The sequence below is a fragment of the Lysobacter humi (ex Lee et al. 2017) genome (assembly GCF_054781815.1).
Map to the genome: position 1 here is coordinate 211175 of NZ_BAAGTR010000012.1, position 26979 is coordinate 238153.

The 26979-nt window shown below is 70.7% G+C and carries 20 protein-coding genes; 6 read left to right on the forward strand and 14 right to left on the reverse strand.

Annotated features, from left to right (window positions below):
- Genes ACYVJJ_RS12025 through ACYVJJ_RS12040 form a run of 4 tightly spaced genes read left to right on the forward strand, consistent with a single transcriptional unit; the run spans position 1 to position 3837 of the window.
- Complete coding sequence (locus ACYVJJ_RS12025; RefSeq protein ID WP_460833876.1) at positions 1-1008, forward strand: sulfate ABC transporter substrate-binding protein; 1008 nt, start codon at positions 1-3, stop codon at positions 1006-1008.
- 34 nt (positions 1009-1042) lie between these two features.
- Positions 1043-1921 carry a sulfate ABC transporter permease subunit CysT gene (gene cysT / locus ACYVJJ_RS12030; RefSeq protein WP_460833878.1) on the forward strand — a complete coding sequence of 293 codons (879 nt, stop codon included), beginning with the start codon at positions 1043-1045 and terminating at the stop codon, positions 1919-1921.
- Entirely contained in the window at positions 1914-2762 is an 849-nt protein-coding gene (gene cysW, locus ACYVJJ_RS12035; RefSeq protein WP_460833879.1) for a sulfate ABC transporter permease subunit CysW, read from the forward strand. Before cysT ends, cysW begins: the two co-directional genes overlap by 8 nt.
- A complete protein-coding gene (locus tag ACYVJJ_RS12040) occupies positions 2725-3837 on the forward strand; it encodes a sulfate/molybdate ABC transporter ATP-binding protein (RefSeq protein ID WP_460833881.1) in 1113 nt (370 codons plus the stop codon). Before cysW ends, ACYVJJ_RS12040 begins: the two co-directional genes overlap by 38 nt.
- 9 nt (positions 3838-3846) lie before the next feature.
- Here the strand turns inward: ACYVJJ_RS12040 and ACYVJJ_RS12045 are convergent, their stop codons facing one another.
- From ACYVJJ_RS12045 to pssA, 14 genes are all read right to left on the reverse strand, one after another.
- Positions 3847-5151 carry a putative bifunctional diguanylate cyclase/phosphodiesterase gene (locus ACYVJJ_RS12045; RefSeq protein WP_460833882.1) on the reverse strand — a complete coding sequence of 435 codons (1305 nt, stop codon included), beginning with the start codon at positions 5149-5151 and terminating at the stop codon, positions 3847-3849.
- Positions 5152-5153: 2 nt separating this feature from the next.
- On the reverse strand, positions 5154-6398 hold the full coding sequence (locus tag ACYVJJ_RS12050) for an HD-GYP domain-containing protein (RefSeq protein ID WP_460833884.1): 1245 nt from the start codon (positions 6396-6398) through the stop codon (positions 5154-5156).
- Between the two features lie 234 nt (positions 6399-6632).
- Positions 6633-9326 carry a DNA gyrase subunit A gene (gene gyrA / locus ACYVJJ_RS12055; protein ID WP_460833885.1) on the reverse strand — a complete coding sequence of 898 codons (2694 nt, stop codon included), beginning with the start codon at positions 9324-9326 and terminating at the stop codon, positions 6633-6635.
- A 321-nt stretch (positions 9327-9647) separates the two neighbouring features.
- Positions 9648-10712: an S-methyl-5-thioribose-1-phosphate isomerase gene (gene mtnA / locus ACYVJJ_RS12060; protein WP_460833886.1), complete on the reverse strand. Its 1065-nt coding sequence runs from the start codon at positions 10710-10712 to the stop codon at positions 9648-9650.
- Between the two features lie 68 nt (positions 10713-10780).
- Positions 10781-11497 carry a DUF3011 domain-containing protein gene (locus ACYVJJ_RS12065; protein WP_460833888.1) on the reverse strand — a complete coding sequence of 239 codons (717 nt, stop codon included), beginning with the start codon at positions 11495-11497 and terminating at the stop codon, positions 10781-10783.
- A gap of 115 nt (positions 11498-11612) precedes the next feature.
- Positions 11613-14834: an error-prone DNA polymerase gene (locus tag ACYVJJ_RS12070; protein WP_460833889.1), complete on the reverse strand. Its 3222-nt coding sequence runs from the start codon at positions 14832-14834 to the stop codon at positions 11613-11615.
- Positions 14835-14927: 93 nt separating this feature from the next.
- Positions 14928-15098: a hypothetical protein gene (locus ACYVJJ_RS12075; protein ID WP_460833891.1), complete on the reverse strand. Its 171-nt coding sequence runs from the start codon at positions 15096-15098 to the stop codon at positions 14928-14930.
- Between the two features lie 7 nt (positions 15099-15105).
- Positions 15106-16527 (reverse strand): Y-family DNA polymerase, encoded by a 1422-nt coding sequence (locus ACYVJJ_RS12080; RefSeq protein ID WP_460833892.1) that lies wholly within the window; start codon positions 16525-16527, stop codon positions 15106-15108.
- Positions 16528-16530: 3 nt separating this feature from the next.
- Positions 16531-17151, reverse strand: a complete 621-nt coding sequence (gene imuA / locus ACYVJJ_RS12085; protein ID WP_460833894.1) for a translesion DNA synthesis-associated protein ImuA — start codon at positions 17149-17151, stop codon at positions 16531-16533.
- A 156-nt stretch (positions 17152-17307) separates the two neighbouring features.
- Positions 17308-18303, reverse strand: coding sequence for an EF-P lysine aminoacylase EpmA (gene epmA, locus ACYVJJ_RS12090; RefSeq protein WP_460833896.1), 996 nt, complete (start codon positions 18301-18303; stop codon positions 17308-17310).
- Positions 18304-18399: 96 nt separating this feature from the next.
- Entirely contained in the window at positions 18400-20751 is a 2352-nt protein-coding gene (gene ligA / locus ACYVJJ_RS12095) for an NAD-dependent DNA ligase LigA (RefSeq protein ID WP_460833897.1), read from the reverse strand.
- A 6-nt stretch (positions 20752-20757) separates the two neighbouring features.
- A complete protein-coding gene (gene phaC, locus ACYVJJ_RS12100) occupies positions 20758-21852 on the reverse strand; it encodes a class III poly(R)-hydroxyalkanoic acid synthase subunit PhaC (protein ID WP_460833899.1) in 1095 nt (364 codons plus the stop codon).
- Positions 21849-22832, reverse strand: a complete 984-nt coding sequence (gene phaE, locus ACYVJJ_RS12105; protein WP_460833900.1) for a class III poly(R)-hydroxyalkanoic acid synthase subunit PhaE — start codon at positions 22830-22832, stop codon at positions 21849-21851. Before phaE ends, phaC begins: the two co-directional genes overlap by 4 nt.
- Positions 22833-22878: 46 nt before the next feature.
- Positions 22879-23493, reverse strand: a complete 615-nt coding sequence (pssA, locus tag ACYVJJ_RS12110; protein WP_460833902.1) for a CDP-diacylglycerol--serine O-phosphatidyltransferase — start codon at positions 23491-23493, stop codon at positions 22879-22881.
- A gap of 181 nt (positions 23494-23674) precedes the next feature.
- Between pssA and ACYVJJ_RS12115 the strand changes: the two genes are divergently transcribed.
- On the forward strand, positions 23675-25480 hold the full coding sequence (locus ACYVJJ_RS12115; protein ID WP_460833903.1) for a DUF1800 domain-containing protein: 1806 nt from the start codon (positions 23675-23677) through the stop codon (positions 25478-25480).
- A 7-nt stretch (positions 25481-25487) separates the two neighbouring features.
- Positions 25488-26948 (forward strand): DUF1501 domain-containing protein, encoded by a 1461-nt coding sequence (locus tag ACYVJJ_RS12120; RefSeq protein WP_460833905.1) that lies wholly within the window; start codon positions 25488-25490, stop codon positions 26946-26948.
- Positions 26949-26979: the final 31 nt, after the last annotated feature.

The following is a 26979-nucleotide window of genomic DNA, read 5'->3' on the forward strand; positions in this document are numbered from 1 at the left end:
ATGCGACCGTTCCGTATTCTTCCGCTCCTGCTCGTGCTCGCATCGATCGCGTTGCCGACCGCCGCACGCGAAGGCGAGCTTCTCAACGTCTCCTACGACCCCACGCGCGAGTTCTACGCGGAGGTCAACGAGCGCTTCGCCGCACGCTGGAAGCAGCAGACCGGCGAGACGCTGCAGATCCGCACCTCGCACGGCGGCTCCGGCAAGCAGGCGCGCGCCGTGATCGACGGGCTCCGGGCGGACGTCGTGACGCTCGCACTGGCGGGCGATATCGACGCGATCGCGCAGAACGCGCGTCTGTTGCCCGCGAACTGGCAGTCCCGCCTGCCGCACAACAGCGCGCCCTACACGTCGACGATCGTGTTCCTGGTGCGCAAGGGCAATCCGAAGAGCGTCCGCGACTGGAACGACCTCGCCCGGCCCGGCGTCGCGGTGATCACGCCGAACCCGAAGACGTCCGGCGGCGCGCGCTGGAACTACCTCGCGGCCTGGGCCTGGGCTTCGCGGGAGTACCGCGAGGGCGACAAGGTCGTCGACTACATGAGGCGCCTGTACGGCAATGCGCCGGTGCTCGACACCGGTGCGCGCGGCGCGACCACGACCTTCGTGGAGCGCGGCATCGGTGACGTCCTGATCGCCTGGGAGAACGAGGCGCTGCTCACGCTCGCCGATCCCGACACGGCATCGAAGTTCGAGCTGGTGGTGCCGTCGATCTCGATCCGGGCCGAGCCACCCGTGGCGTGGGTCGACAAGAACACGGCGAAGCACGGCACGCAGCGCCAGGCCGAGGCCTACCTGCGCTTCCTTTACACGCCCGAGGGCCAGCAGCTCGCAGCCAAGCACCACTTCCGCCCGGCCGTCGCCGGCGCCGTGCCCGCCGCGCAGCTGCGGAAGTTCCGCGAGTTGCCGCTGGTGACGATCGACGCCGCCTTCGGCGGCTGGAAGAAGGCGCAGGCAGAGCACTTCGCCGACGGCGGCTTCTTCGACCGGATCTACCGGCCGCGATGAGCAGATCCGTGCCGCACATGCCGCAGGTCGCACGATGAGCGCGGCCGTCGCCGCCCCCCTGCTGCCGCCGCGCGTGCATCGCGCGCGGCATGCGCCGCTGCCGGGCTTCGGGCTGAGCCTGGGGCTCGGCCTGGCGTGGCTCGGGGTGGTCGTCCTGCTTCCGCTCCTCGCCCTCGCAGTGCGGGCGGCGGGACTCGGCGCGGACGGCTGGCTTCGCGCGATCGCCGACGAACGGGTGCAGGCCGCCGTACGGCTGAGCTTCAGCGCCGCGCTGGTCGCCGCGCTCGCGGCATCGCTCGCGGGTGCATTGATCGCGTGGGTCGTGGTGCGTTACCGGTTCCCGGGCCGCCGATTGCTCGATGCGCTCGTTGACCTGCCCTTCGCCCTGCCGACCGCGGTCGCGGGCATCGCGCTCACCGCGATCTATGCGCCGACCGGCTGGATCGGCCGCCACGCGAAGGCGATGGGCATCGAGATCGCCTATGCACCGACGGGCATCGTGCTCGCGCTCGTGTTCATCGGCCTGCCCTTCGCCGTACGCACGCTGCAACCCGTGCTCGAGGCGCTCGGCCGCGAGGCGGAAGAGGCCGCCGCCTCGCTCGGCGCATCGCGCTGGACCGTCCTGCGGCGCGTGGTCCTGCCCGAAATGCTGCCGGCGCTGCTTACCGGCTTCTCGCTGGCGTTCGCGCGCGCACTCGGCGAGTACGGCTCGGTGATCTTCATCGCGGGCAACCTGCCCTACCGCACCGAGATCGCGCCGTTGCTGATCGTGATCCGGCTGGAGGAATACGACTACGCCGGTGCGACCGCGATCGCCGCGCTGCTGCTCGCGGCATCGTTCATCTGCCTGCTCGCCATCAACTCCATCCCGCTGCTGTTCGCCCATGGACGACGGAGCATCGGCCATGGCTGAGGCGCATGCGCTCGATCCGCCCGCGTGGCTGCGGCGCCTTGCCATTGCCTCCGCCGTGCTGCTGATGGTTGCCCTCGTCGTGCTGCCCTTGCTGATGGTGCTGGGCGCGGCGTTCGGCGACGGCTTCCGCGCCTGGTGGAATGCGCTGTCCACGCGCGATGCCCGCGCGGCGCTCGGCCTCACGCTCACCACGGCACTGGTCGCCGTACCGCTCAATGCCTTCTTCGGCCTGCTGCTCGCGTGGGCCGTCACCCGCTTCGAGTTCCGCGGCAAACGGGTGCTGCTCGCGCTGATCGACCTGCCGTTCGCGGTGTCGCCGGTGGTGGCGGGTCTCTGCCTCGTGCTGCTCTTCGGCAGCAGCGGCTGGTTCGCGGACGCACTCCGCGAGCACGATGTCGAGATCCTGTTCGCACGGCCGGGCATCGTGCTCGCAACGCTGTTCGTGACGTTCCCGTTCGTCGCGCGCGAGCTGATCCCGCTGATGGAGCAGCAGGGCGCCGACGAGGAGCTCGCGGCGCGGTCGCTCGGCGCGGATGCCTGGACGATGTTCCGGCGCGTGACGCTTCCGAACATCCGCTGGGGCCTGCTGTACGGCGTGCTGCTGTGCACCGCCCGCGCGATGGGCGAGTTCGGCGCGGTCTCGGTCGTTTCGGGCCACATCCGCGGCCTCACCAACACGCTGCCGCTGCACATCGAGATCCTCTACAACGAGTTCGACGGCACCGCGGCGTTCGCGGCCGCGTCGCTGCTGGCGGGCCTCGCCCTCGTCACCCTCATCCTCAAGACCTGGCTGGAGTTCCGCCATGGCGATGCCCTCGCCCGTGACCGCACCCATCGCTGACGCCGCGACTCTCGCGGCCGCTTCGCCGCGCGGCACGCGCCTGACGATCCGCGGCCTCGGCAAGCGCTATGGGCGCGTCACGGCGCTCGACGACATCGACCTCGACATCCCGCCGGGCGAACTCGTCGCCCTGCTGGGGCCCTCGGGCTCGGGCAAGACGACGCTGCTTCGCGTGGTCGGCGGCCTGCTCGCCGCCGACACCGGTCGCGTGCTGTTCGACGATGTCGATGCGACGCGGCTGTCGCTGCGCGAGCGTGGCATCGGCTTCGTCTTCCAGCACTACGCCCTGTTCCGGCACATGACGGTCGCCGAGAACGTGGCGTTCGGCCTGCGCAGCCGACCGCGTGCGCAGCGCCCGTCGAAGCCCGACATCGCGCGGCGCGTGGACGAACTCCTCGCGTTGGTGCAGCTGCCCGACCATGGCGGGCGCTATCCGGACCAGCTGTCCGGCGGCCAGAAGCAGCGCATCGCGCTCGCCCGGGCGCTGGCCATCGAGCCGCGCGTGCTCCTGCTCGACGAGCCGTTCGGCGCGCTCGACGCGAAGGTGCGCGTGGAGCTGCGCCGGTGGCTGCGCGCGCTGCACGAGCGCACCGGGCAGACGACGCTGTTCGTCACCCACGACCAGGACGAAGCGCTCGAGCTCGCGGATCGCATCGTGCTCATGCGCGAGGGACGCATCGAGCAGGTCGGCACCCCCGAAGCGCTGCATGATGCGCCCCGCACGGCCTTCGCCTACGACTTCATCGGCGAGTCCTGCCGGCTCGACGGCGAGGTCGCGAGCGGCGCCTTCATGCTCGGTGGCGAACGCGTGTGGGGCTCATCCGACGTGCCCGACGGCCCCGCCTCGCTTCACTTCCGGCCGCGCGAGGCACGCCTCGTCGACACCGGCCGCGACGGCCTGCGCATCCGCGTCGCGGGACAGCGGCGGATCGCGGGGGACCTCGTGCTCGACGCCCGACTCGGCACCGATGCTCGACGCGTGGAACTGCGGCTCCCGGCCGAATCCGCCGGAGGCCTCGCCGGTGGGACCGCGTTGCTGGTCCCCCGTTCGGTCGCGGTGTTCCCGACGCGCTGAGGGCTGCCCTCAGCCGACGGAGGCCGGCATGGCGTCCGCCGCGCCCAGCGACCAGCCGATGAAGTCGGCGGCGGGCATGGGCCGGCCGAACAGGTAGCCCTGCACGCTGTCGCAGCCGAGCTCGCGCAGCCGCTCGAAGGTCGCGTCGTCCTCCACGCCCTCGGCGGCCACGCGCAGGCCGAAGCGGTGCGCCAGCTCGATGATCAGCCGCACGATCTCGCCATTCGCCGGATCGGTGAGCAGGCCGGTCACGAACGAGCGGTCGATCTTTAGCTCGTCGGCCGGGATGTTGCGGAAGTACGCCAGGCACGAATAGCCCGTGCCGAAGTCGTCGATCGAGATGCCTACGCCGAGGTCGCGGATGCGCTGCAGCACCGGGAAGGCGCGCGCCGGATCCATCAGCGAGCCCTCGGTGATCTCGAGCATCAGGCGCACGTCGTTGCCCGACCACAGCGACAGCGCGTCCTCGACCAGCTCGGGCAGGTCCGCATGCGCCGCGAGCATGCCCGGAAGGTTCACCGACACCACGCGCGGTACGGCGTCCGCCGGCCAACGGGCCGCCTGGCGCAGCGCGCTGTTGAGTGCCCAGACGGTCAGCTTCTTGATCTGGCCGACGCGCTCGGCGACCGGGATGAACACCGCGGGCGACACCACGCCGCGCGAGAGGCTGGTCCAGCGCATCAAGGCCTCAGCGCCCTCCGGCCGACGATCGTCGACACGCACTTTAGGCTGGAAGGCGAGCTGCATCTCGCCGCGCTCGATCGCGCCGCCCAGCTGCAGTTCCAGGTCCCACAGGTCGGAGATGTCGAGGTCGGCGTCGGCATCCGGCGCGAACGCATGGCGCAGGCCATCGCGGCGGGCACGCAGCAGGGCCGCCTCCGCGCGCCGCAGCAGGTGCTCGGCATGCGTCGCGTGCAGCGGACACATCGCGATGCCGATGCTGACGGGCACGTGCAGTCGCACGGTTGACGCCTGCAGCGGAACGTCGAGCAGGCGGAACAGCTTCTGCACCGCGAGCTCGACGTGCCCGCGATTGAACATGCCGGTCAGCAGCAGCGCGAAGCGGTCGTCACCGATGCGCGCCACGAAGTCCTGCCGCCGCGCAACGGCCTTCAGCTGCGCAGCGAGGTGACGAAGCATCTCGTCGCCCACCCGGTAGCCGTGCAGGCCGTTCACCTGCACGAAGCCTTCGATGTCCACCACCAGCAGCGCCATCGCCGACTTGTGCTCGCACGCGGCCACCACCTGCCGGCCCAGCAGCGGCATGAACCCCTGCCGCGAGCGCAGGCCGGTGACCTCGTCGTCGATCTGCACGGTCAGTCCAGGAACAGCGCGGCGCGGTCGATGCCGTACGCGCCCTGCGGCAGGCCGCCGCGCACGCCGAGCGGGCGGCCGTCGGCGTCCACCTCGACATCGGCGAGGTCGACCAGGGTGAATTCCGCAAGGGGGCGCTTGTCCGCCCCGAGGATCAGCATGACGCGGGGCTTCAGGCGCTTGAGCGAATCCACCGACACGACGACGCCGACCGTCCCGTCGGTGAGCTCGACCAGCGAGCCGGTCGGATAGATGCCGCAGGTGCGGATGAACTGCTCGACGAGCTCGGACTGGAAGAGCCGGTCGCGTGCGTCGTAGAGCTCCATCACCGCCTGGTGCGGCGACCGGCTCGCGGCATAGGGCCGCACGCTGATCATCGCGTCATAGCTGTCGACGAGCCCGGCGATGCGCGCGAAGAGCGGGATCGCGCCGCCCCTGAGGCCGTCGGGATAGCCGCTGCCGTCGAAGCGCTCGTGATGGCTGGCGACCATGTCGCGCACGCGGCGCGGGAACCCGCCGCCGGCGTCGAGGATCTTGCAGCCCTCGGCGACGTGGCTGCGCAGGCGTGCGATCTCGTGCTCGCTGAGCGGTCCGGGCTTGACGAGCAATGCCTGGGGCAGGCGCACCTTCCCAACGTCGCACAGCAATGCCCCGAGCGAGAGCTCGCGCAGGTCCTCGCGCTCCAGGCCCAGGTGGCAGCCGAACGTCGCCGCCCAGATCGAGCAGGCCAGCGCATGCTGGTAGACGTAGTCGCCCTTGCGGCGCATCTCCATCACCCAGGGCAGCGCGAGCGGATTGCGGGTGATCGAGTCGAGCATCAGGTCGACGCCCTGCGCGAGCTTGTCCGCGTCGAGCTTGCCGCCGCTGCGCACCTCCTCCATGACCTCGCGGATGCCGGCCTGCAGGCCCTCGTGCGCCTGCTCGGCCCGCGAGAGCTCGGGGCCGAACAGCTGTGCGGGCACCCATTCGCGCCCGTCCCGCACCACGGGAGGTGCGGGCGGCAGCTCGACCTCGCTTTCCAGCACGACGTGGCGCAATGCCGGCGCCTTGCCACGCACCACGTCGACATAGACGTGCCGGCACAGCGCGCGCAGGCGGTCGAGATCGACCTCGCGAAGCAGCAGCACGCCTTCGAGCGGAAACCCCGAGCCGATCCACGACCGGTCGAGGCGTGAGACGAACATCCCGACTTCCAGCCCCGCCACCGCGATGCGCAGCTCCTGGGAGAACGGCTCGGTCACGGCCATCGTGCGTCCCCGACGGACCGGACCGGTGCGGCGTGGCGACGACGGCGCAGCGCCCGCGCGGGCACACCCGCCCGCGCGCCATGGCGCAATGCCCCTGCTGGCCGCCTGCCTCGCACCACTCGAATTCCCCCCGGATCCGGGGACGTTAACGGCCCGTGCAACGCCGGCTTGAGGCCCGCAAACACGGAGCCCGGCAGGTGCCGGGCTCCGGGGTCGATCAATCGCAGCGGCCAATCAGTCCGCAAGACCCTCGCCGGTGCCCGCTGCATCCGGATCGTGGCCGGCGACGATCAGCACGTGCTCGTCGATCGACGGATCGACATCGCCCTCGACCGGCACCGCGGGGCCGCTGAGCATTTCGTCGTCCTCTTCCAGCGACACGTCCACGCGCTCGATCGCCTGCAAGCACTCGTCGGCGGCCAGCTTGATCAGCGTGACGCCCTGCGTGTTGCGGCTCACCTGCGAGATCTCGGACGCTCGCGTGCGCACCAGAGTGCCGCGGTCGGAGATGAGCAGCACCTCGTGGTGATCGCTGAGCTGGATCGCGCCGACGAGCTCGCCGTTGCGGTCCGTGGTCTTCAGTGCGATCACGCCCTGCGTGCCACGGCCCTTGCGCGGGTACTCGTCGAGCGGCGTGCGCTTGCCGAAGCCGCGCTCGCTGGCGGTGAGGATGTCGCCCTCGCCGTCGACCACGATCAGGCTGACCACCTTCGCGCCGTCGCTGCCCTCCTCGCCCTCGGCCAGGCGCATGCCGCGCACGCCGGTGGCGGTGCGGCCCATCGGGCGCACCTCGGACTCGGCAAAGCGCACGCCCTTGCCGTTGCTCGCGAACAGCATGATGTCGCGCGTGCCGTCGGTCAGCTCGGCGTTGACGAGCGCATCGCCCTCGTCGAGCGAGATGGCGATCTTGCCGCGCGCCAGCCGGAACGCGAACTCGGTGAGCGGTGTCTTCTTGACCGTGCCATTGCGCGTGGCGAAGAAGACGAACTGGCCTTCGGTGTACTCGCGCACCGGCACCACGGCCTGCACCTGCTCGCCGGCTTCCAGCGGGATCCAGTTGATGATCGGACGGCCGCGCGACGTCGGGCCCGCCTCGGGCAACTGGTGCACCGGCAGCCAGAACACGCGACCGGTGCTCGTGAACGTGAGCAGCGTGTCGTGCGTATTCACCAGCCACAACTGGTCGATGAAGTCCTCGTCCTTCGTCTTGGCGGCATTGCGACCGCGGCCGCCGCGCTTCTGCGCGCGATAGGCCGCCACCGGCTGGCGCTTGGCGTAGCCGGCGTGCGAGAGCGTGACCACCACGTCTTCCGGCGCGATCAGGTCGAGGATGTCAAGGTCTTCCTCACTCTCGCGGATCTCGCTGCGGCGCGCGTCGCCGAACTCTTCCTTCAGCTCCAGCAGCTCGGTGCGGATCACCTCGCGCAGGCGGTCGGGGTTGACGAGGATCTCGATCAGGGCGCGGATCGTCTCCAGCAGCTCCTTGTACTCGTCGGTGAGCTTCTCCTGCTCCAACCCGGTCAGGCGGTGCAGGCGCATCTCGAGGATCTGCTGCGCCTGCGTCTCGGTGAGCTGGTAGCGCGACGTGCCGTTCTCGTCGACCAGACCGACGCCGTTGGGCAGGTCGTCCGGGCGCGACGCATCCGCACCGGCGGCCGACAGCAGCGCGCTGACGAGCCCCGGTTCCCACGTGCGGGCGAGCATGCGCTCACGCGCCTCCACCGGGTTCGCCGACGTCTTGATCAGGTCGATCATCTCGTCGATGTTGGCGAGCGCGACCGTGAGGCCTTCCAAGATGTGGGCGCGCGCGCGGGCCTTGCGCAGGTCGTAGATCGTGCGGCGGGTGACGACCTCGCGGCGGTGACGCACGAAGGCCTCGAGGATCTCCTTGAGGTTCAGCACGCGCGGGCGGCCGTCGATGAGCGCGACCATGTTGATGCCGAACACCGACTCCATCTGCGTCTGCTGATAGAGGTTGTTGAGTACCACGTCGGCCGACTCGCCGCGCTTGACCTCGATGTAGATGCGCATGCCGTCCTTGTCGGACTCGTCGCGCAACTCACTGATGCCCTCGAGGCGCTTCTCCTTCACCAGTTCGGCGATCTTCTCGATCAACCGCGCCTTGTTCACCTGGTAGGGGATCTCGGTGACGATGATCGCCTCGCGGCCGTTGTCCATCGTCTCGATGTCGGCCTTCGCGCGCATGCGCACGCGGCCGCGGCCCGTGCGGTAGGCGGCGGCGATGCCTGCGGTGCCGTTGATGATGCCCGCGGTCGGGAAGTCCGGGCCCGGGATGTGCTGCATCAGGCCGTCGACGTCGATCTCGGCGTCGTCGATCAGCGCGATGGTCGCGTCGACCACCTCGCCGAGGTTGTGCGGCGGGATGTTGGTCGCCATGCCCACGGCGATGCCCGCCGAACCGTTCACGAGCAGGTTCGGCACCCGCGTCGGCATGACGGTCGGCTCGAGTTCCTTCTCGTCGTAGTTGGGCTGGAAGTCGACGGTCTCCTTGTCGATGTCCGCCATCAACTCGTGCGCGATGCGCGACATGCGCGCCTCGGTGTAGCGCATGGCCGCGGCGGAGTCGCCGTCGATCGAGCCGAAGTTGCCCTGCCCGTCCACCAGCATGTAGCGCAGCGAGAACGGCTGCGCCATGCGCACCAGGGTGTCGTACACGGCGGTATCGCCGTGCGGGTGGTACTTGCCGATGACGTCGCCGACGATTCGCGCGGACTTGTAGTACGGGCGGTTCGAATGCGCGCCCAGCTCGTGCATCGCGTAGAGCACGCGACGGTGCACGGGCTTGAGGCCGTCGCGCACGTCCGGGAGCGCGCGGCCCACGATCACGCTCATCGCGTAATCGAGGTAGCTGCGGCGCATCTCGTCTTCGAGGTTGACCGGGATGATTTCGCGGGCGAGTTCCGTCATCGGGATTCCGTCAGGGCGATGGACACGGCCGGTGATGCCGGCGCCTCACCGGCCGGAAGTGGCGGGTCGGGCGGGCATCCGCAGGCGGGGTCCTGAAGAGGTGAAATGGTAGCACGACGGGCGTTCGAAAGCACCCGGATTTCGACGGAAAAACAAGGACTTAGGGCGCCGTGGAACCAGCTTCAGGCGCTGGCGTGGAACCGGTCTCGACGCGTGCGACGGCAGGCGTCGAAGGGCCGCGCGCAATGCCCGAGCAGGCCCCTCGGGCCGGGCGCCCTGATGTACGTCGGAACGGCCGCGTCGCCGCCGGATGGGCCGGTTTCAGCCGGCCGCGAAAGCCGCGCGCATGGCCGCCTCGTCCGGGCGCTCGATCACGCCGCGCTCGGTCACGATCACGTCGATCAGCGCGTGCGGCGTGACGTCGAAGACGGGGTTCCAGGCCTCGATCTGCTCGGCCGCGGTGCGCACGCCACCGAGCGCGAACAGCTCCGTCGGCTCGCGTTCCTCGATGTGGATCGCGTCGCCCGAAGGCGTTTCGAGGTCCACCGTCGACGACGGCGCGGCCACCATGAACTTGACCCCGTGATGGCGCGCGGCGATCGCGAGCTGGTAGGTGCCGATCTTGTTAGCGGTGTCGCCGTTGGCGCAGATGCGATCGGCGCCGACCACCACCCACCGCACCGCACCGGTGCGCATGAGGTGCGCCGCGGCCGAGTCGGCGATGAGCGTGGGCACGATGCCGTCCTGCTGCAGCTCCCAGACCGTGAGCCGTGCACCCTGCAGCCAGGGGCGCGTCTCGCCCGCATAGACCTTGTCGATGCGGCCTTGCGCGACGCCCGCGCGGATCACGCCGAGCGCGGTGCCGAAGCCGGCGGTGGCGAGCGAGCCGGTGTTGCAGTGGGTGAGCACGTGGCTGCCCGGCTCGATGAGCGCGGCGCCGAGCGCACCCATGCGGCGATTGGCGGCGAGGTCCTCGGTGGAGATCGCCTCCGCCTCGCGCACGAGCGCATCGCGCCAGTCGCCGCCGGCGTCGAGCAGCACGCGGCGCATGCGCGCGAGCGCCCACGCGAGGTTCACCGCCGTCGGGCGTGCCGCATTGAGATGCGCGAAGGCGGCCTCGAGCTTCGCGAGGGCGGCGGGGCCGGTATCGGCGTCGACGGTGCGCGAGGCGAGCACGGCGCCCCAGGCGGCCGCAATGCCGATCGCCGGCGCGCCGCGCACGGTGAGGTTCGCGATCGCCGTGGCGACGTCCTCGTAGGTCGCGCAGCGGATGTAGTCGACGGCGAACGGCAACCGTCGCTGGTCGAGCAGCTCGAGGGCCTCGCCATCCCAGCGGATGGGGCGGACGCGGTCGTAGCGGTCGAAATCGAAGTCGGAGGAAGTCATCCGCCGATTCTAGCCGCGGCCCGCGAGCGCGCCGTCAGGTCGGCTGCAGGCGGATCGCTGCTCGAGGCTCAGTTGTCCCAGCCGCGACCGCGCGCGACTTCGAACTCGCCGCGGCAGCCCTGCTCCACCCACACGCCGCCGCGGTCGCGGCCCCATGTGCGGCCTTCGGTGCAGGGCGATCGCGAAAGCTGGCGCACCAGGCGGATCGACCCGCGCGCATCGACCGGGCAGAAGCGCGGCCCCCCGTTGTCGGACTCGCAGCGGAAGCGCTCGGCCGCCGCGCCGCCGCCCCAGCCGCGCGACTCGACGCGGAAGTCGGCGCGGCAGCCGCCGTTGACCCAGATGCCGCGGCCGTCCGTGCCCCAGGACTGGCCGCGGATGCAGGCGCTTCGCGAGAGCTGGCGTACCAGTTCCACGTCGCCGCGCGTGTTCGCCGGGCAGCGGTTCCAGCGGCCGTCGTTGGATTCGCAGCGTACGTACGGCCCTGCGCCGTCGGTACCGTAGTTGTCGTCGCGGCGGCGATCGTCGACCGCGAACTCGCCGCGGCAGCCGTGCGAGACCCAGATCGCGCGTCGCGTCGCGCCCCAGGTCTGGCCCTCGACGCAGGGGCCGCGCGAGAGCTGGCGCACAAGGCGTGCACCGCGGATGGGGCCGACAGGGCATTCGCGCGTGCGGCCGTCGTTGGACTCGCAGCGCACGATGCCGGAGGCATGGCCGTACTCGGCCTGGGCCGGAAAGGCGGCGAGGCCGATCAGGGACGAGACGACCGCCAGCACGAGCTTCATGGTGATGCTCCGTCGAGGACGAGGCCGACTCTACAGCCGCCGGGTGAATGGCGGTCGTCCGGAAACGGGTCGGTCGCTGCGCGACGCGATGCATTAAGCGGCCGTTTGCCCGTGGCTAATGGAAATCGCGCGAGCCCAGGCGCAGCGGCCCGAGCAGGTCGTCGAGCACCTCGAGCCGATGCGCGAGCAGGTGGATCACGCCGTCGCGGCTCTCGAGCCGCCCGCGCACGGCGAGCAGGCGCGACTCGACCAGTTCGCGTCGCTGGCGCTCGGCGAGCTCGCGCCGCACCACCACGTTGATCAGGCCGAACTCGTCCTCGAGCGTGACGAACGTGATGCCGCTCGCGGTGTCGGGGCGCTGGCGAAGCGTGACGAGCCCACTGCAGGTGACGAGGCGACGGTCGGGGATCGCGGGCAGGTCCTTCGAGGTGCGATGCCGACGCGTGCGCAGCTTCGGCCGCAGCAGTGCGATCGGATGATGGTCCAGGCTCAGGCCGAGCATCGCGTAGTCGGCCTGCACGCTCTCGCGCGCATCGGGCGGCGGGATGACGACGGGCGCCTCCGTCGATGCCGGCACGTCGTCGAACAGGGCACGCCGCGGCTCGACACCCGCGACCTCCCAGCGCGCGCGATGGCGATGCCCCGCGAGGGCGCGCAGGGCGCCGGCATCGGCGAGCTTCGCCATGTGACGCGCATCGAGGCCGGCGCGCAGCGCGAGGTCCGTCGCGTCGACGAACGGGCGCTGCGCCCGCGCCGTGGCGATCCGCCGTGCCGCCGCCTCGTCGAAGCCCTTCACCATGCACAGGCCGAGCCGCACTGCGGGCTGCGGGCCGGGCCCCTCGAAGCGCGGCGGGCGTGCCCTGCCCTGCATCGGCTCCAGCGTGCAGTCCCAGTCGCTGTAGCGGACGTCGACCGGCCGCACGTCGACGCCGTGGCGGCGTACGTCCTGCACGATCTGGCTGGCGCCATAGAAGCCCATCGGTTGCGAGTTCAGCAGCGCCGCCGCGAACGCCGCCGGATGCCGGCACTTGAGGTAACTGCTCTGGTAGGCGAGCAGCGCGAAGCTCGCCGCATGCGATTCCGGAAAGCCGTAACTGCCGAAGCCCTTGAGCTGGTTGAACAGGTTCTCGGCGAACTCGAGCGTGCAGCCGCCGGCGACGAGGCCGTCCAGCAGACGACGCCGATGCGGCTCCATGTCGCCGTCGTGGCGCCAGGCCGCCATCGAGCGGCGCAGCGCGTCGGCGTCCGCGGCCGAATAGCCGCCGACGCTCATCGCGATCTCCATCACCTGCTCCTGGAACAGCGGCACGCCGAGCGTGCGCTCGAGCACGGCCTGCACGCCGGCCGTCGGATAGACGACGGCCTCCTCGCCGCAGCGGCGGCGCAGGTAGGGATGCACCATCTCGCCCTGGATCGGGCCCGGCCGCACGATCGCGACCTGGATCACGAGATCGTAATACCGCGCGGGCTTCAGGCGCGGCAGCATCGACATCTGCGCGCGCGATTCGATCTGGAAGACGCCGATCGTGTCGGCGCGCTGGATCATCGCGTAGGTGGGCGCATCGCCGTGCGGGATATCCTGCTGCGCGAGCTCGATGCCCTGCGTGCGCAGCAGGTCGAAGGTCCTGCGGATGCAGGTGAGCATGCCGAGCGCTAGGCAGTCGACCTTCATGATCGACAGGTATTCGAGATCGTCCTTGTCCCACTGGACCACGGTGCGGTCGTCCATCGCCGCGTTCTCCACCGGCACCAGCGTGGTGAGCGGACGCTGCGAGATCACGAAGCCGCCCGGGTGCTGCGACAGGTGCCGCGGAAAGCCGATCAGCAGCTTCGACAGCTCGACGAGCCGGCGCATGAGTGGGGATTGCGGATCGAAACCGCGCTCGGCGAGGAAGTCGTCGCCGGGTGCATCGCTGCTCCAGCGATCGAGCCCGCGGGTGATCTCCTCGACCTGGTCGACCGGCAGGCCGAGCGCCATCGCCACGTCGCGCACCGCACTGCGCGCGCGGTAGTGGATCACCACCGCGACGAGCGCGGCGCGATCGCGGCCGTAGTGCGAGAAGACGTGCTGCAGTACTTCCTCGCGGCGCTCGTGCTCGAAGTCGACGTCGATGTCGGGCGGCTCCTTGCGCGTCTCGGAGACGAAGCGCTCGAACAGCATGTGCGCCTCGCCCGGATGCAGCTCCGTGATGTCGAGCGCGTAGCAGACGACCGAATTGGCCGACGAGCCGCGGCCCTGGCAGAGGATCCCGCGCGACTTCGCGAACCGCACGATGTCGTGCACAGTGAGGAAGAACGGCGCATAGCCGAGCTGGCTGATGATCGCGAGCTCGCGGTCGATCATCGCGCGCACCTGGTCGAGTGCGATGTCGCGATGCGTCTCGGTGATGCGCCGCGTGGCCCACCGGCGCTCGATGCCGGCATGGGCGAGCTGCCGCAGGCGGACATCGGGCGGCAGGCCGTGCAGGGCCTCGTGCGGGTACTCGTACCTGAGCTCCTCCTTGAGGTCGAAGGCCGTGCAGCGCTCCGCGATCCGCACACTCTCGGCAAGCAGTGCGCCGGGATAGATCGCCGCGAGTGCGCGCCGCATCCGCAGGTGGCGCTCCCCGTTGGGGAACAGTGCATGGCCGGCCTGCGCGAGCGGCACGCGCAGGCGGATCGCGGTGAGCGTGTCCTGCAGGCCGCGGCGGCCGCGCGCGTGCATGTGCACGTCGCCGCTGGCCACGGCGGGCAGGCCGAGCGTGTCCGCCAGCGCCAGCAGCTCGTGCAGGCGGCCGTCGTCGTCGGGTCCGCGATGCAGCTCGACCGCGAGCCAGGTGCGCCCGGGAAACCGCGAGGCCAACCACTGCCCCTGCCCGGCATCGGGGTCGACGTCCGGCACCCACAGCGCGAGCAGGCCGTCGAGCGGGCGGTCGAAATCCTCGCGCAGGCTGCGATAGCCGCCCTTGGTGGCGCGGCGGCGTGCGCGCGTGATCAGGTCGCAGAGCGCGACGTAGCCCGCGAGGCTTTCGACCAGCAGCACGCACTTCGGGCCGCCCTCGATGCGGATCTCGCTGCCGACGACGAGCGGCACGCCGGCCGCCTTCGACGCACGCAGCGCGCGCACGATGCCGGCGAGCGTGCATTCATCGGTGATCGCCAGGGCCTCGTAGCCCTGCGACCTGGCGCGGACGAACAGTTCCTGCGCATACGACGCGCCCCGCAGGAAACTGAAGTTCGACAGGCAATGCAGCTCGGCATAGGCCGGCAGGACGTCAGGGTGTGCGGGCGCCGCTGCATCGTCGCGCGCCCGCGGAGCGGGTGCGGATACCCGCACCGGAAACGGGACGATGCTCATGGCCGCGTGGCGGACGACGCGCTTACCCGCATGCCGCCCCGATGGGTGCGCTGCCCTGCTGCGATGGAGGAGTCGTCGTGCGACCGACCTGCATCATGCGATCGGGCGCTTCGCATTCGGCGCACGGCCGATCGCATCGAGCAGTGATGCAGCCGGCCCGCGGAGCGTGCCGGCCTGTCCGCGCGCCGCCCCGTCGGCCCAGTAGAGGCCGCCCGCGCTGCCATCAGCCTGGCGCCACGGGATGCGACAGGCTCCGTAGGGCATGCCGCGCTCACGCGAACCACCCGTGCAGCATCACCGCCTCGCCCACGCCGGGCGGCGCGCCGCCGGCCTCGCAGTAGACCCATGCGCGCTGGCCGTCGCGCGTCTCGACGAGGTAGTAGTCGCGACGCACGTCATGGCCGTCCCACCAGCCGGCCTCGATGCGCTCGGGGCCGGCGAGCACGCGCACGCGGCGGTCGCGCCACGGGATCGCATGGCGCAGCAGCCAGCCCGGGCGCGGCAACGGCGGCAGCGGCATGGGGCGATCGGCGCCATCGGTCAGCGTGAATTCGGGGCGATGCTCGGCGCGCCAGCCCAGGCCCTGCACCGCGGTGTCGCCGAGCCGCGCACGCAGGCGCTCGCGCAGCTGCGGCCATGGCATCGCCTGCTGCGCACGGGTGTCGAAGAGATCGGCGGCGGCGGGCACGAAGGCCGGCAGGTCCTCGGCGACCAGGCGCATCGCACGCACGGGCGCCGGTACCTGCGCCTGCTCGAGGCGCCCGCGCGCGAGCTCGAACAGCATCGCCGCTTCGCGCTCGGCGGCGAGCAGGCCCACGCGCACATCCGTCGGCGGCGCGAACTCGTGCTCCAGGCGCAGCACGAAGCCGAGCACCCCGCCGTCGCGCGCGAGCAGGAAGGCGGCGAAGTCGCTGGTCAACCGGCGCAGCGGGAACAGCAGGCGCGTGCTCGATTCGACTTCCTGGTCGAACTCGATGCAGGCCTCGAAGCGGTCCGGCGGGCGGTAGAGCGGCAGCGGGGACTCGACCTCGCCATAGAGCCGATCGAGATGGTGCAGCACGTGCGGCGGGAAGCGCCGCGTGAGCGTGGCGCGCGGGAGCGCACGGATCTGTCGCAGGTCGCGCAGGCCCATGCGCCAAAGCGCCTCGGCCACCTCGCGCGGAAAGCCGGCCCGTTCGACGGGAATGCGCCCCAGCGCGTCGTGCAGCGCATGCGGCTCGATCGCGAGGCCGTCCTGCACGTGCGCGAGCGCATGCGCGGCATGCGGCTGCGGCGCGATCACCAGCCGATGCCGGATCCCGAGCTCGCGCAGGCCCTCGCGCAGCAGGCGCTCCAGCCGCGGCCACGGGCCGAACAGGCGCAGGCTGCGCGCGACCTCCAGCACCACCGCATGCGGCAGCGCGAGGCTCACCTGCGAGCTGTAGCCATAGGCCCAGGCGGCGACCAGCTCGCGCGCCTGCTCGGATGCCGCGGGATCGAACGGCTCGGCCGCGAAGCGCGCGCCGATCGCCTGCGCCTGCGCGAACGGCATGCCCGGCCGCAGGCCGAGTGCACGTGCCGACGGGCTGACCGCATGCAGCACGCGCCGCTGCACCGGCCCACCGAGCAGCGCGAACGGCGCATCGGGGTCGGGGCGTCGGCGCAGAGCGGCGTCGAGCGCGATCTGCGGCAGGAAGAGGCAGGCCCATTGCATCGCCTATCTCCACGGGAACGCGATGGGCCGCGGCGGGGCCAGTGCCCCGCGGCACTTGATGACGCGCAGCTGCCGCAGCGCACCGGGCTCGATCACCACGCGCAGCGCGGCCGGCGACGGATTGCGCGCGGCCGCCACGGGACGGATCGCGAAGGCATGCGTGCCGCCGGTCTCCGCCGCCACCTGCAGGCGCCGCAGCAGGCGGTCGTCGGTCGTGCGCGGCCAGCACAGCACCGCCGCGCACGTACCCGAGCGCATGCACTGCTCGGCCGCCCACAGTGCGTCCTTCAGGCTCGCCTCGATCACCTGCAGCATCGGCAGGTGCACGCCGGCGGCCTGCCACGCCGGCGCATACGGCAGGTACGGCGGCGCCACGAGCACGATGCGTCCGTCGCCCTCGCTCAGTCGCGCGAGCGCGGGCCAGAGCAGGTGCAGTTCGCCGACGCCATCGGCCGGCACCAGCAGCTCGGTCAGCGCCTGCGGCCAGCCGCCGGAAGGCAATGCCGCATCGAGCTCGTCCAGGCCGGTGGGACACGCCGGCTCCGGCGCGCTCGCCGGCATCGCGCGACCGCGCCAGACCTCGCGCGACGCCAGCACCTCGTCGAGCCGTACGACCGTGGCCACGTCATCGCTCCGGAGCGCACAGGCGCGGTCGAGGAATGGCGGGCAAGGAGTTCATTAGTAGTAATACTACTAACAAACATTTCCTGCGGAAGTGGTGAAACGACGAGCGGACGTCTCACCAGATGCGGAGACGTTTCGTGACAAGCGCTTGCGTCATCAAGCTCGTGCGAAATCGAATGCGAGGACGTCCGCGATCCGTGTCGTACCGAGCATCGCCATCAGCAGGCGGTCCACGCCGAGCGCGACGCCCGCGCACGCCGGGAAGCCCGCATCGAGCGCATCGAGCAGATGCCCGTCCATCGGCACCTCGCGATCTCCGCGCGATGCGCGAACCCCGCGATCCCGCTCGAAGCGCCCACGCTGCTCGCGCGCATCGGCGAGCTCGTGATAGCCGTTCGCGAGCTCCAGCGGACCGAGGTACAGCTCGAAACGCTCGGCCACCGGCGGATCGCCCTGCCGCACGCGCGCGAGCGCGCACTGCGAGGCCGGGTAATCGTGGACGACGGTCATCGCATCGGCTGCGAACGACGGCTGGATGCGATGCGTCATCAGCAGGTCGAGCCAGTCGTCGCGCGTCAGGCCCTCGGGGTCGATGTGCACGTCGCCCAGTGCGGACTGCAGCTCGTCGACCGGCGCACGATGGGCATCGACCCCGAGCACCTCTGCATAGAGGTCGGCGTACGTGACCTCGCGCATGGTCGCCCGACGACCGACCAGCGCGAGGCATTCGCCCACGAGCGCCGTCACCTCGCGTGCGAGCAGGCGGTGGTCGATGCCGAGCCGGTACCACTCGAGCATCGTGAACTCGGGATTGTGCCGCCCACCCGCCTCGCCGTCGCGGAAGACGCGGCCGAGCTCGTAGCAATCGCCCACGCCGTCTGCAAGCAGGCGCTTGAGCGGGAATTCGGGCGACGTGCGCAGCCAGCGCGTACGCGGCGCACCGTCGGTGCGGCCGCTGAACTCGAGCGAGAACGAGGCGATGTTCGGATCCGTGTTGCCGGCGCGCGAGAGCACGGGCGTCTCGACTTCGAGTACGCCGCGGTCGGCGAAGAAATTCCGGATCGTCGCGTTGACGCGTGCGCGCAGGCGCAGGGCCTCGAGCGTGGCGGACGGGCGCCAGTCGATCACCCCGCCCTGCTGGGCGCCGCTCATGCGTGCACGTCCGGGCTGCGCATCGCACCCCGCTGCGTGGCGCATCGCGACGCCGCATCCGCACGCTCGCCCTGCATCAGCACCCGCAGCGCAGGCTCAGCCCGCATGCGCATCCAGGAACGCGACCAGCCGCGCCTCGTCCCAGATCTCGATGCCGAGCTGCTGCGCCTTCTCGAGCTTCGATCCCGCCGCTTCGCCCGCGACCACGAAGCCCGTCTTCTTCGAGACGCTGCCCGCCACCTTCGCGCCCAGCGCTTCGAGGCGCTCGCCCGCCTGCTCGCGCGTCATCGACGACAGCGAGCCGGTGAGCACGACGGTGCGGCCGTCGAGCGGCAGGGCGGCGAGCGTCGCGGCATCCGGAATGCGCGAAAGCAGGTCGCGCTGCGCCTGCAACGACGCCTGCAGCAGCGCGGCATGTCCGTCGTCGCTACGCCAGTCGACGAACGATGACGCCACGGCCGACGGAACGCCTGCGGCCTCCAGCGATGCTGCATCGATCCCGACGAGCGTGTCCGCCCCGGTCGCCGCGGCGACCTGCTCCGCGCGGATGCGCGTCACCTTCGGAATCTCCAGGTCGACGAGCAGCGTCGCGACGTCCAGCCCTTCTCGCGCGCGCGGTGATGGCGTGCCGGCCTCCTCGGGTGCGACGCCGCGCTCGAGCAGCACGTCGATCACCCGCTGGTTCCCCGGCTGGTCGAAGAAGTGCCCAAGCGCGCGCGCCACTTCGCCGCCCACGTCCGGCACACGCTTGAACAGCGGCCACGGCAGGCGGCGTACGGTCTCCAGCGAGCCGAACCAGCCCGCAAGCGCCTTCGCCGTGCTCTCGCCCACGTGCTCGATGCCGAGCGCGAACAGGAAGCGCTCGAGCGTGGTGCGACGGCTGCGGTCGATCGAGGTGAGCAGGTTCTCCGCCCAGCGCGTGGCGACCTTGCCCTTGCCCTTCGGCGTGGCAGCCTCTTCCGGCATATCGGCTTCGCGCGCGTCCACGCGGCGCTTCATCTCCAGCAGGTGGTCGAGCGTGAGTGCGTAGAGGTCGCCGAGCTCGCGCACGTAGCCCAGGTCGCAGAGGTCCTCGATCAGACGATCGCCCAGGCCCTCGATGTCCATCGCGCGGCGCGAGGCGAAATGGCGCACGGCCTCCTTGCGCTGCGCCGGGCAGGCGAGCTCGCCCGAGCAGCGCCAGACGGCCTCGCCCTCCTCCCGCACGATCTCCGAGCCGCAGACGGGGCATGCCGCCGGCATCGTCCACGGCACCGCGCCCGCGGGCCGCTTCTCGGCGACGACGCGCACGATCTCGGGGATCACATCGCCGGCGCGGCGCACGATCACGGTATCGCCGATGCGTACGTCGAGGCGCGCGATCTGGTCGGCATTGTGGAGCGTCGCGTTCGTCACGGTGACACCGGCGACCTGCACCGGCTGCAGCCGGGCGACCGGGGTGGCCGCGCCGGTGCGGCCGATCTGGATGTCGATGCCGTCGAGCACCGTCATCTGTTCCTGCGCGGGGAACTTGTGTGCGATGGCCCAGCGCGGCGCGCGCGAGACGAAGCCCATCTCGCGCTGCGCGGCATAGTCGTCGAGCTTGTAGACGACGCCGTCGATGTCGAAGGGCAGATGCGCGCGGCGCGCACCGATGCCACGGTAGTAGCCCAGCAGGCCGTCGAGCCCGCGGACGACGGCATTCTCGGCACTGACCGGAAAGCCCCAGTCGCGCAGGCAGGCCAGCGTGGCCGAATGCGTGGCCGGCAGGTCCCCGCCCTCCACCGCGCCGACACCGTAGGCGAAGAACGACAGCGGCCGCTGCGCGGTGATGCGTGGATCGAGCTGGCGCAGCGAGCCGGCCGCGCCGTTGCGCGGATTGGCGAGCACCTTCGCGCCGTCGGCGAGCGCCCGGGCGTTGTAGGCCTCGAAGGCGGCGATCGGCATGAAGACCTCGCCGCGCACTTCGAGCACGCGCGGCCAGTTTTCGCCCCGCAGTTGCAGCGGCAGGCTGCGGATCGTTCGCACGTTCGCGGTGACGTCCTCGCCCGTGGCACCGTCGCCGCGCGTCGCGGCCACCGCGAGGCGGCCGTCCTCGTAGCGCAGGCTCACGGCCAGACCGTCGAGCTTGGGCTCGACGGAGAATGCGGGCTCCCGCGCGTCGAGCACGTCGACGATGCGGCGCACGAAGTCGGCGACCTCGTCGTCCTCGAAGGCGTTCGCGAGCGACAGCATCGGCACCGCATGCCGGACCGGCGCGAACGCCGAGGCCGGCGTCGCACCGACGCGCTGCGTGGGCGAGGTCTCGCTCGCGAGCTCGGGATGCGCCGCTTCAAGCGCCTCGAGCTCGCGCAGCAGGCGGTCGTACTCGGCGTCCGGAATCGACGGATCGTCGAGCACGTAGTAGCGGTGGTTCGCGTCCTCGACGAGGCGACGCAGTTCCTCGATGCGCGCAGCAGGTTCGGCCATGGCCGGTCAGCGTGCGCCCGTGGAGCGCTCGGCGAGCCAGCCGTGGATCGTCTCCGGAACGTCGCGCTGTGCACGTCCGGAGACATAGATGCCGATGTGGCCGCCGCGGAAGGAGTACTCGGTGTAGTCCTTCGTACCGACGAGTCCGCCGAGCGGGCGCGAGGCATCCGGCGGCACGAGGTGGTCCTGCGTGGCGTAGACGTTGAGCACGGGCATCGTGATGTGGCGCAGGTCGACGGTGTTCCCGCCGATGCGCACGCTGCCGTTAACCAGCCCGTTGTCCTGGTAGAACTGCTTGATGAACTCGCGGAAGGCTTCACCCGCGAGGTCCGGCGAATCGAAGATCCACGTCTCCATGCGCAGGAAGTCCTCGAGCGCGCGCTTATCGTCGAGGATGTCGACCAGCCCGACGTACTTCTGCACCAGCAGGCGCCAGGGCTTGAGCGTCAGGTAGCACCAGTTCATGACGTCCGCCGGCACGTTGCCCAGCGTGTCCACCATCAGGTCGACGTCGAGCGAGCGCGCCCAGCCGGCGAGCATGTTGTCCGGCGTGTGGAAATCGACCGGCGTCACCATAGTGACCAGGCCGTTGATCTTCTCGGGATGCAGCGCCGAATAGCACAGCGAGAACGCGCCGCCCTGGCAGATGCCGAGCAGGTTGATGGCATCGACGCCATGCGCGGCGCGCAGGTGGTCGACCGCGCCATCGAGGAAGCGGTCGATGTAGTCCTCGAGCGTGAGGTAGCGGTCCGAGCGGTCGGTATAGCCCCAGTCGATCAGGTAGACGTCCTGCCCGCGCTCGAGCAGGCCGCGCACGATCGACTTGTCGCTCTGCAGGTCGACCATGTACGGCCGGTTGACCAGCGCGTAGCAGATCAGCAGCGGCGGTCGGCCCGACACCGGCGCGCCGTCGCGGCGGAAGCGATACAGCGCGACCTTGCCATCGCGCCAGACCTCCTCCTTCTCCGTCGCGCCGTAGGCGACGGGATCGAGCGTGCGCAGCGTCTCCATGCCCGCCTGCATCTTCGAGCGGACCTGCATGGCCTCGCGCATCAGCGCGTCCATGGCGAAATTGACCGGGGAACCGGGAATCGTACTCATCCGCGTGCACCCTTCCTGCGGCTGGCGCCCTTGACCGGCGCGGGAGGCATGGGAGCCGAGGGAGGCTTGCGCGCCGGCTTCGGCGCGGCAGGCGCCGCGGTCTCATTTGCGGTCGCGGTCGCCGTCGCGGTCGTCGCAGGCCGGGTGGCGCCCGCAGCGCGCTCGACGTCGCGACGCAGGCGGCGAAGCTCGCGCTCGAGCTGCGCGATGCGCTTGTGCGCCGCGTCGACCTCCTCGCGGCCGGGGATGCCCCACTGCGCGCACATCAGCTCGACTTCCTTCTGCAGGCCGGCACGCACGCGCATCTGCGCATTGACGTAGTCGCCGAACGCCTTCTGGAAGCGCTCGCCGAGTGCAATATCGGCATAGGCGTCCTCCGCGGCGTCGATCCAGAGATCGAACAGCGCACGCGCGGACTCGACGGCCTTCCCCTCTTCCGCGCGCTTGGCCAGCAGCGATTCGAAGCGCTTGAACGCATCCTGCCCGGCTTCGCCGACGATCGCCTGGAAGGCCTGCGCGGCCTCCTGGAACTCGGCACCCGTGCGTGCGAGCGACTGCAAGCGCTCCTGGTGCTCGCGCGTGTAGCCGAAAGCCGGCATGTCGAGCGGGCCGCGGCTGCCCGGCGCAAAGCCGGTGAACGCCGGGGGCATGAAGGCCGCGCTGCCCGAGGCACCGAACGGGTTGTCACCGATCACCGCACGCCAGGCGCGCGCGACCTCCGCCGGCGCGGCGTCGCGGCCAACGAACTGCGAGGCGAGCTGGTGAATCTGGCCGAGCCACTGCGAGGCGAGCGCGGTGGGATCGGGCGACTGCGGCGCAGGCTGTGCGGCGGCCTGCCACCACGCGAACGGATCCGTCGCGGCGGGCCGTGGCGGCGGCGGCGCGAACGCCGCGAAAAACGGGTTCGCGGACGGGTCGAAGCCCGGCGTCGCGAACGGCGGGAAACCGAAGCCGGCGGCTCCGAACGGATGGGTCGGCATGCTGTCCTCCAGGTCGGCGCGATGATACCAACCACGCCGTAAAGCCCTAGGGCTTGGGGATGCGCAGCGTCTTGCTGATCATCAGCGAGCCGGACAGCGCGAACAGCAGCACCAGCGGATGCAGCTGCCACGGGCCGAGCTGCACCACGCCGAGCCATACGCGCTCGCCGATGGCGCCCTGCAGCGCCGCTACCGCGAGCACGACGACGAGCAGCAGGCTCGTCGGGATCGGCGTGCCCTCGAAGTACGGCACCTTGTCGCTGTCGCCCGCGAGCTGCTCGGCGGTGACGTTGTAGCGCGCCAGGCGGCTCACGCCGCAGACCACGAAATAGCTGAGCACGACCCAGTCCCAGCCGCCCTGCAGCCCGCAGGCGTACGCCAATGCGGCGGGGGCCACGCCGAAGGAGATCACATCGGCGAGCGAGTCGAGCTCGCGGCCCAACGTGGAGGCGGACTTCCGCCAGCGGGCTACGCGCCCGTCGAGCGCGTCGAAGATGAAGGCCAGCGGGATCAGCGCCATGCCGACGAGCAGGTCGCGCACCACCCCGTCCTGCAGGAAGCGCATCGCCGCAAAGACCGCGCCCGTGCCGCAGAAGGCGTTGGCGAGCGTGAACCAGTCCGCAAGATGGAAGTCGCGGATCATCGAGAAGTGACGCTTCATTCCGGCTCCGTCCGCAGCGATTTGCGGCAGCGTGCCAAACAAACCGTGAAGCAGGCAACACGGGTTCATGTATCGCACGCCTGAGCGCTGCACCGATGCCCCCGTCAGTGATGCTCGCCCCGTTTTGACGTGCCCCGGATCCCTAGAGTCGCCGGTCTGGAGGGGGGATCCAGAGGACATCATGAAACGTTCGATGCAGAGGATGCGCCTGGCGCGCGTCTCGCCCCGCACTGCGCGCTGGACCCCGTCCGGCAACGCCTCCCGCACCGCCCTCCTCGCGCGCTATGGCGCCATGGGCGGCCTGCGCCCGCAACCGTTCGTCCGCACCGCGGATGACGACGTCGTCACGACCGGAATGGCCGGCACCGCGCGCGTAAGCGCGGCGCAGCGCGTCACCCTCGCGCCGCCGCCGTTCGCGGTGCGCATGCTGCGCAACCTCAGCTTCGGCCCCACGCCCGCGGCGATCGCGGAGTTCAATGCGCTCGGGGCGAGCGACGCCGAGCGCCTCGCGAACTGGGTGGAGTGGCAGCTCGACTGGAGGAACGTGGACGACAGCGCGTTCGACGCGCGCGTCGCCGGCCTCGACTACACCACGCTCGCCAAGACCGTCCCGCAGCTCTGGGCGGACCACATCGCGCCGAATCCCGACTGGCTCGTGCGCCTGCGTCCGGGCTTCGAGATCCAGCGCCTGCAATGGCTGCGCGCGACGTACTCGCGCCGGCAACTACGCGAGATGGTGGTCGCCTTCTGGCACAACCATTTCAACGTGCTGGGGACGCACTGGTCTTCGGGCCCGCTCTTCGTGCATTACGACCGCGACGTCATCCGCCCGCACGCGACCGGCAATTTCCGCGCGATGCTCGAAGCAGTCGCGTCGAGCCCGTCGATGCTGTTCTACCTCAACAACAACACCAATACGCGCACCGGCCCGAACGAGAACTGGGCGCGCGAACTGATGGAGCTGCACACGCTCGGCGCGGCCAACTACCACGGCTTCGTCGATCCGGCGACGGTGCCGCGGGATCCCCGCGACGCGACCTACCCGGCCGGCTATACCGACATCGACGTCTACGAGGTCGCGCGCGCCTTCACCGGCTGGGCGCTGCGGGAAGGCCACTGGCAGTTCCCGAACGAGTACGACGGGACGTTCGTCTACCGCCCCACCTGGCACGACACGGGAGTCAAGACCGTGCTCGGCAAGGCGCTGCCGGCCGATCAGGCGCCCATGAAGGACGGCCGGGACGTGCTCGATCGGCTCGCCAGCCATCCGGCGACCGCGCACTTCATCTGCGGCAAGCTCATCCGCCGGTTCATCGGCGACACGCCGCCGCCCGCGCTCGTCGCGAGCGCGGCGGCGATCTTCCGGCAGAACTGGCAGGCGCCGGACCAGATCGAGCGCGTGCTGCGGCACGTGCTCACGTCGACCGCGATGTACAACGCCTGGGGCGGCAAGATCCGCCGCCCCTTCGACGCGATCGTGGGGGCAATGCGTGCCGCGGGCTCGACCTGGTCGCTGCGCATGGGTGCGGACGGAGACACCTCCAGCCACTTCACCTGGCTGGCCCGGCTTACCGGGCACGAGCCGTTCAACTGGTCGCCGCCCAACGGCTATCCGGATGTCGCTACCTACTGGTCGGGCACCGGTGCGTTCGCGATGACCTGGAAGATGCTCAACTGGATGACCGAAGCCAGCGATGGCGGCACGCCGATGCTGCCGATCCTCGCGCTCAGTCGCAGCGAGGTGTCGCGCTGGACGGCGAACGCACTCGTCGACCACTGGTGCGGCCGGCTGCTCGGCTACCTGCCCACCGCCGAACGCCGCCAGACCCTTGCGAAGTTCCTCGCCCAGAACGGCGATCCCGGCACCTACGTGATCGAGGACACCGACAGCTGGAACGGCGGCGACCTCAAAAGGCACTACAACCACCAACGGCTGCGGAGCATGGTCACGCTGATCCTGCTGTCGCCCGAATTCATGAGTCGCTGAGGGGCACATGCATACGCCACGAATCACGCGCCGCCAGTTCCTCAAGGGTTGCGGCGCGGCGGCCGCCGTCGGCGCCGTCGGTCCCCGCCTCGTCTTCGGTCCCGAAGCACACGCACAGAGCGCGACGCCGGGCGACACCGTCGTCATGCTGTTCCTGCGCGGGGGCATGGACGGCCTCAACCTCGTCGTGCCGATCGCGGGTGCGGACCGCGTCGCATACGAGCAGGCGCGCCCGAATCTCGCGATCGCCGCGAGCGGCGCCTACGGCGCGCCGCCCCTCACGCTCGCGGGCGAGGTGGCGTCGGGTTTCGGCCTGCACCCCTCGGCATCGGGGCTCCGCGACCTGTGGATCGCCGGACGCCTTGCGATCGTGCACGCCTGCGGCGTGCTCGGCTCGGCCTCGCGCAGCCATTTCGACGCGCAGCTCGCGATCGAGCGCGGCCTCGCGCAGGGAACGACGTCCGGCTGGCTGGGTCGCGCGATCGATACCGACACGACGCTCGCGGGCAGCGTGCTTCCCGCGCTCGCGGCAGGCGCCACGCAGCCGAGCTCGCTCGCGGGCTCGCCCTTGCCGATCGCGATGGACAATCCGGTCGATTTCACGCTCAACCACGGGGCCTGGGCCTGGCAGAAGACCGTCGCCGACTCGCCGGCAGGGCACGTCGGGCTCAACGAGACGCTCAACACGCTGTGGGGCGGCCCGACGGCGCTCGAGGCCGCGGGCGCTCGTGCCGACGGTGCGCTGCGGACGATCGCACGTCAGCCGTATTCCGCCGTGCCGGCCGGCTGGCCGACGTCGACAGTCGCGCGCCAGCTGTGGACGATCGCGCAGTCCATCAAGTTCGGCATGGGCCTGCGCTATGCGACGGTGGATCTGGGTGGCTGGGACACGCACGACGGCCAGGGCACCGCGGGTGCGGGTTACCACTACTACCAGAACAAGATCGCCGAACTGTCGGCCGCACTCGCCGCTTTCCAGGGCGAACTGGAGGCCAACGGGCTCGCCGGTCGCGTCACAACGGTCGTGCAGTCCGAGTTCGGTCGACGCATCAAGCAGAACTCGTCGGGCGGCACCGATCACGGCTATGGCAATCCGATGATCGTGATGGGCGGATCGGTCAACGGCCGACGCTTCTACGGCACGTGGCCGGGGCTCTCCGCGGCCACCATCGCGGCAGCGAATGGCGACCTGCCCGTCACCACCGACTACCGGCGCGTGATGTCGGAAATCCTCGTGCGCCGGCTGCGGCATCCGTCGATCACGACCGTCTTCCCGCAACTTGCCTATGCACCGCTCGGCTTGCTGCAGGGGAGCGATGCGATCACCGGTGCATCGCAGCCGATGATGGCGGCGGATCGCGCGAACGCGTCGCCGGCCCCGATGCAGACGGCCGAGGATCTGCGGCTCGAGCACCAGCTTCGCGCACGCGGCACCTTCGCCGATCGCATCGTCGAGCACCATCCCTGACGCCACCGGCAACGTTCGCGGTGCCGCTCGT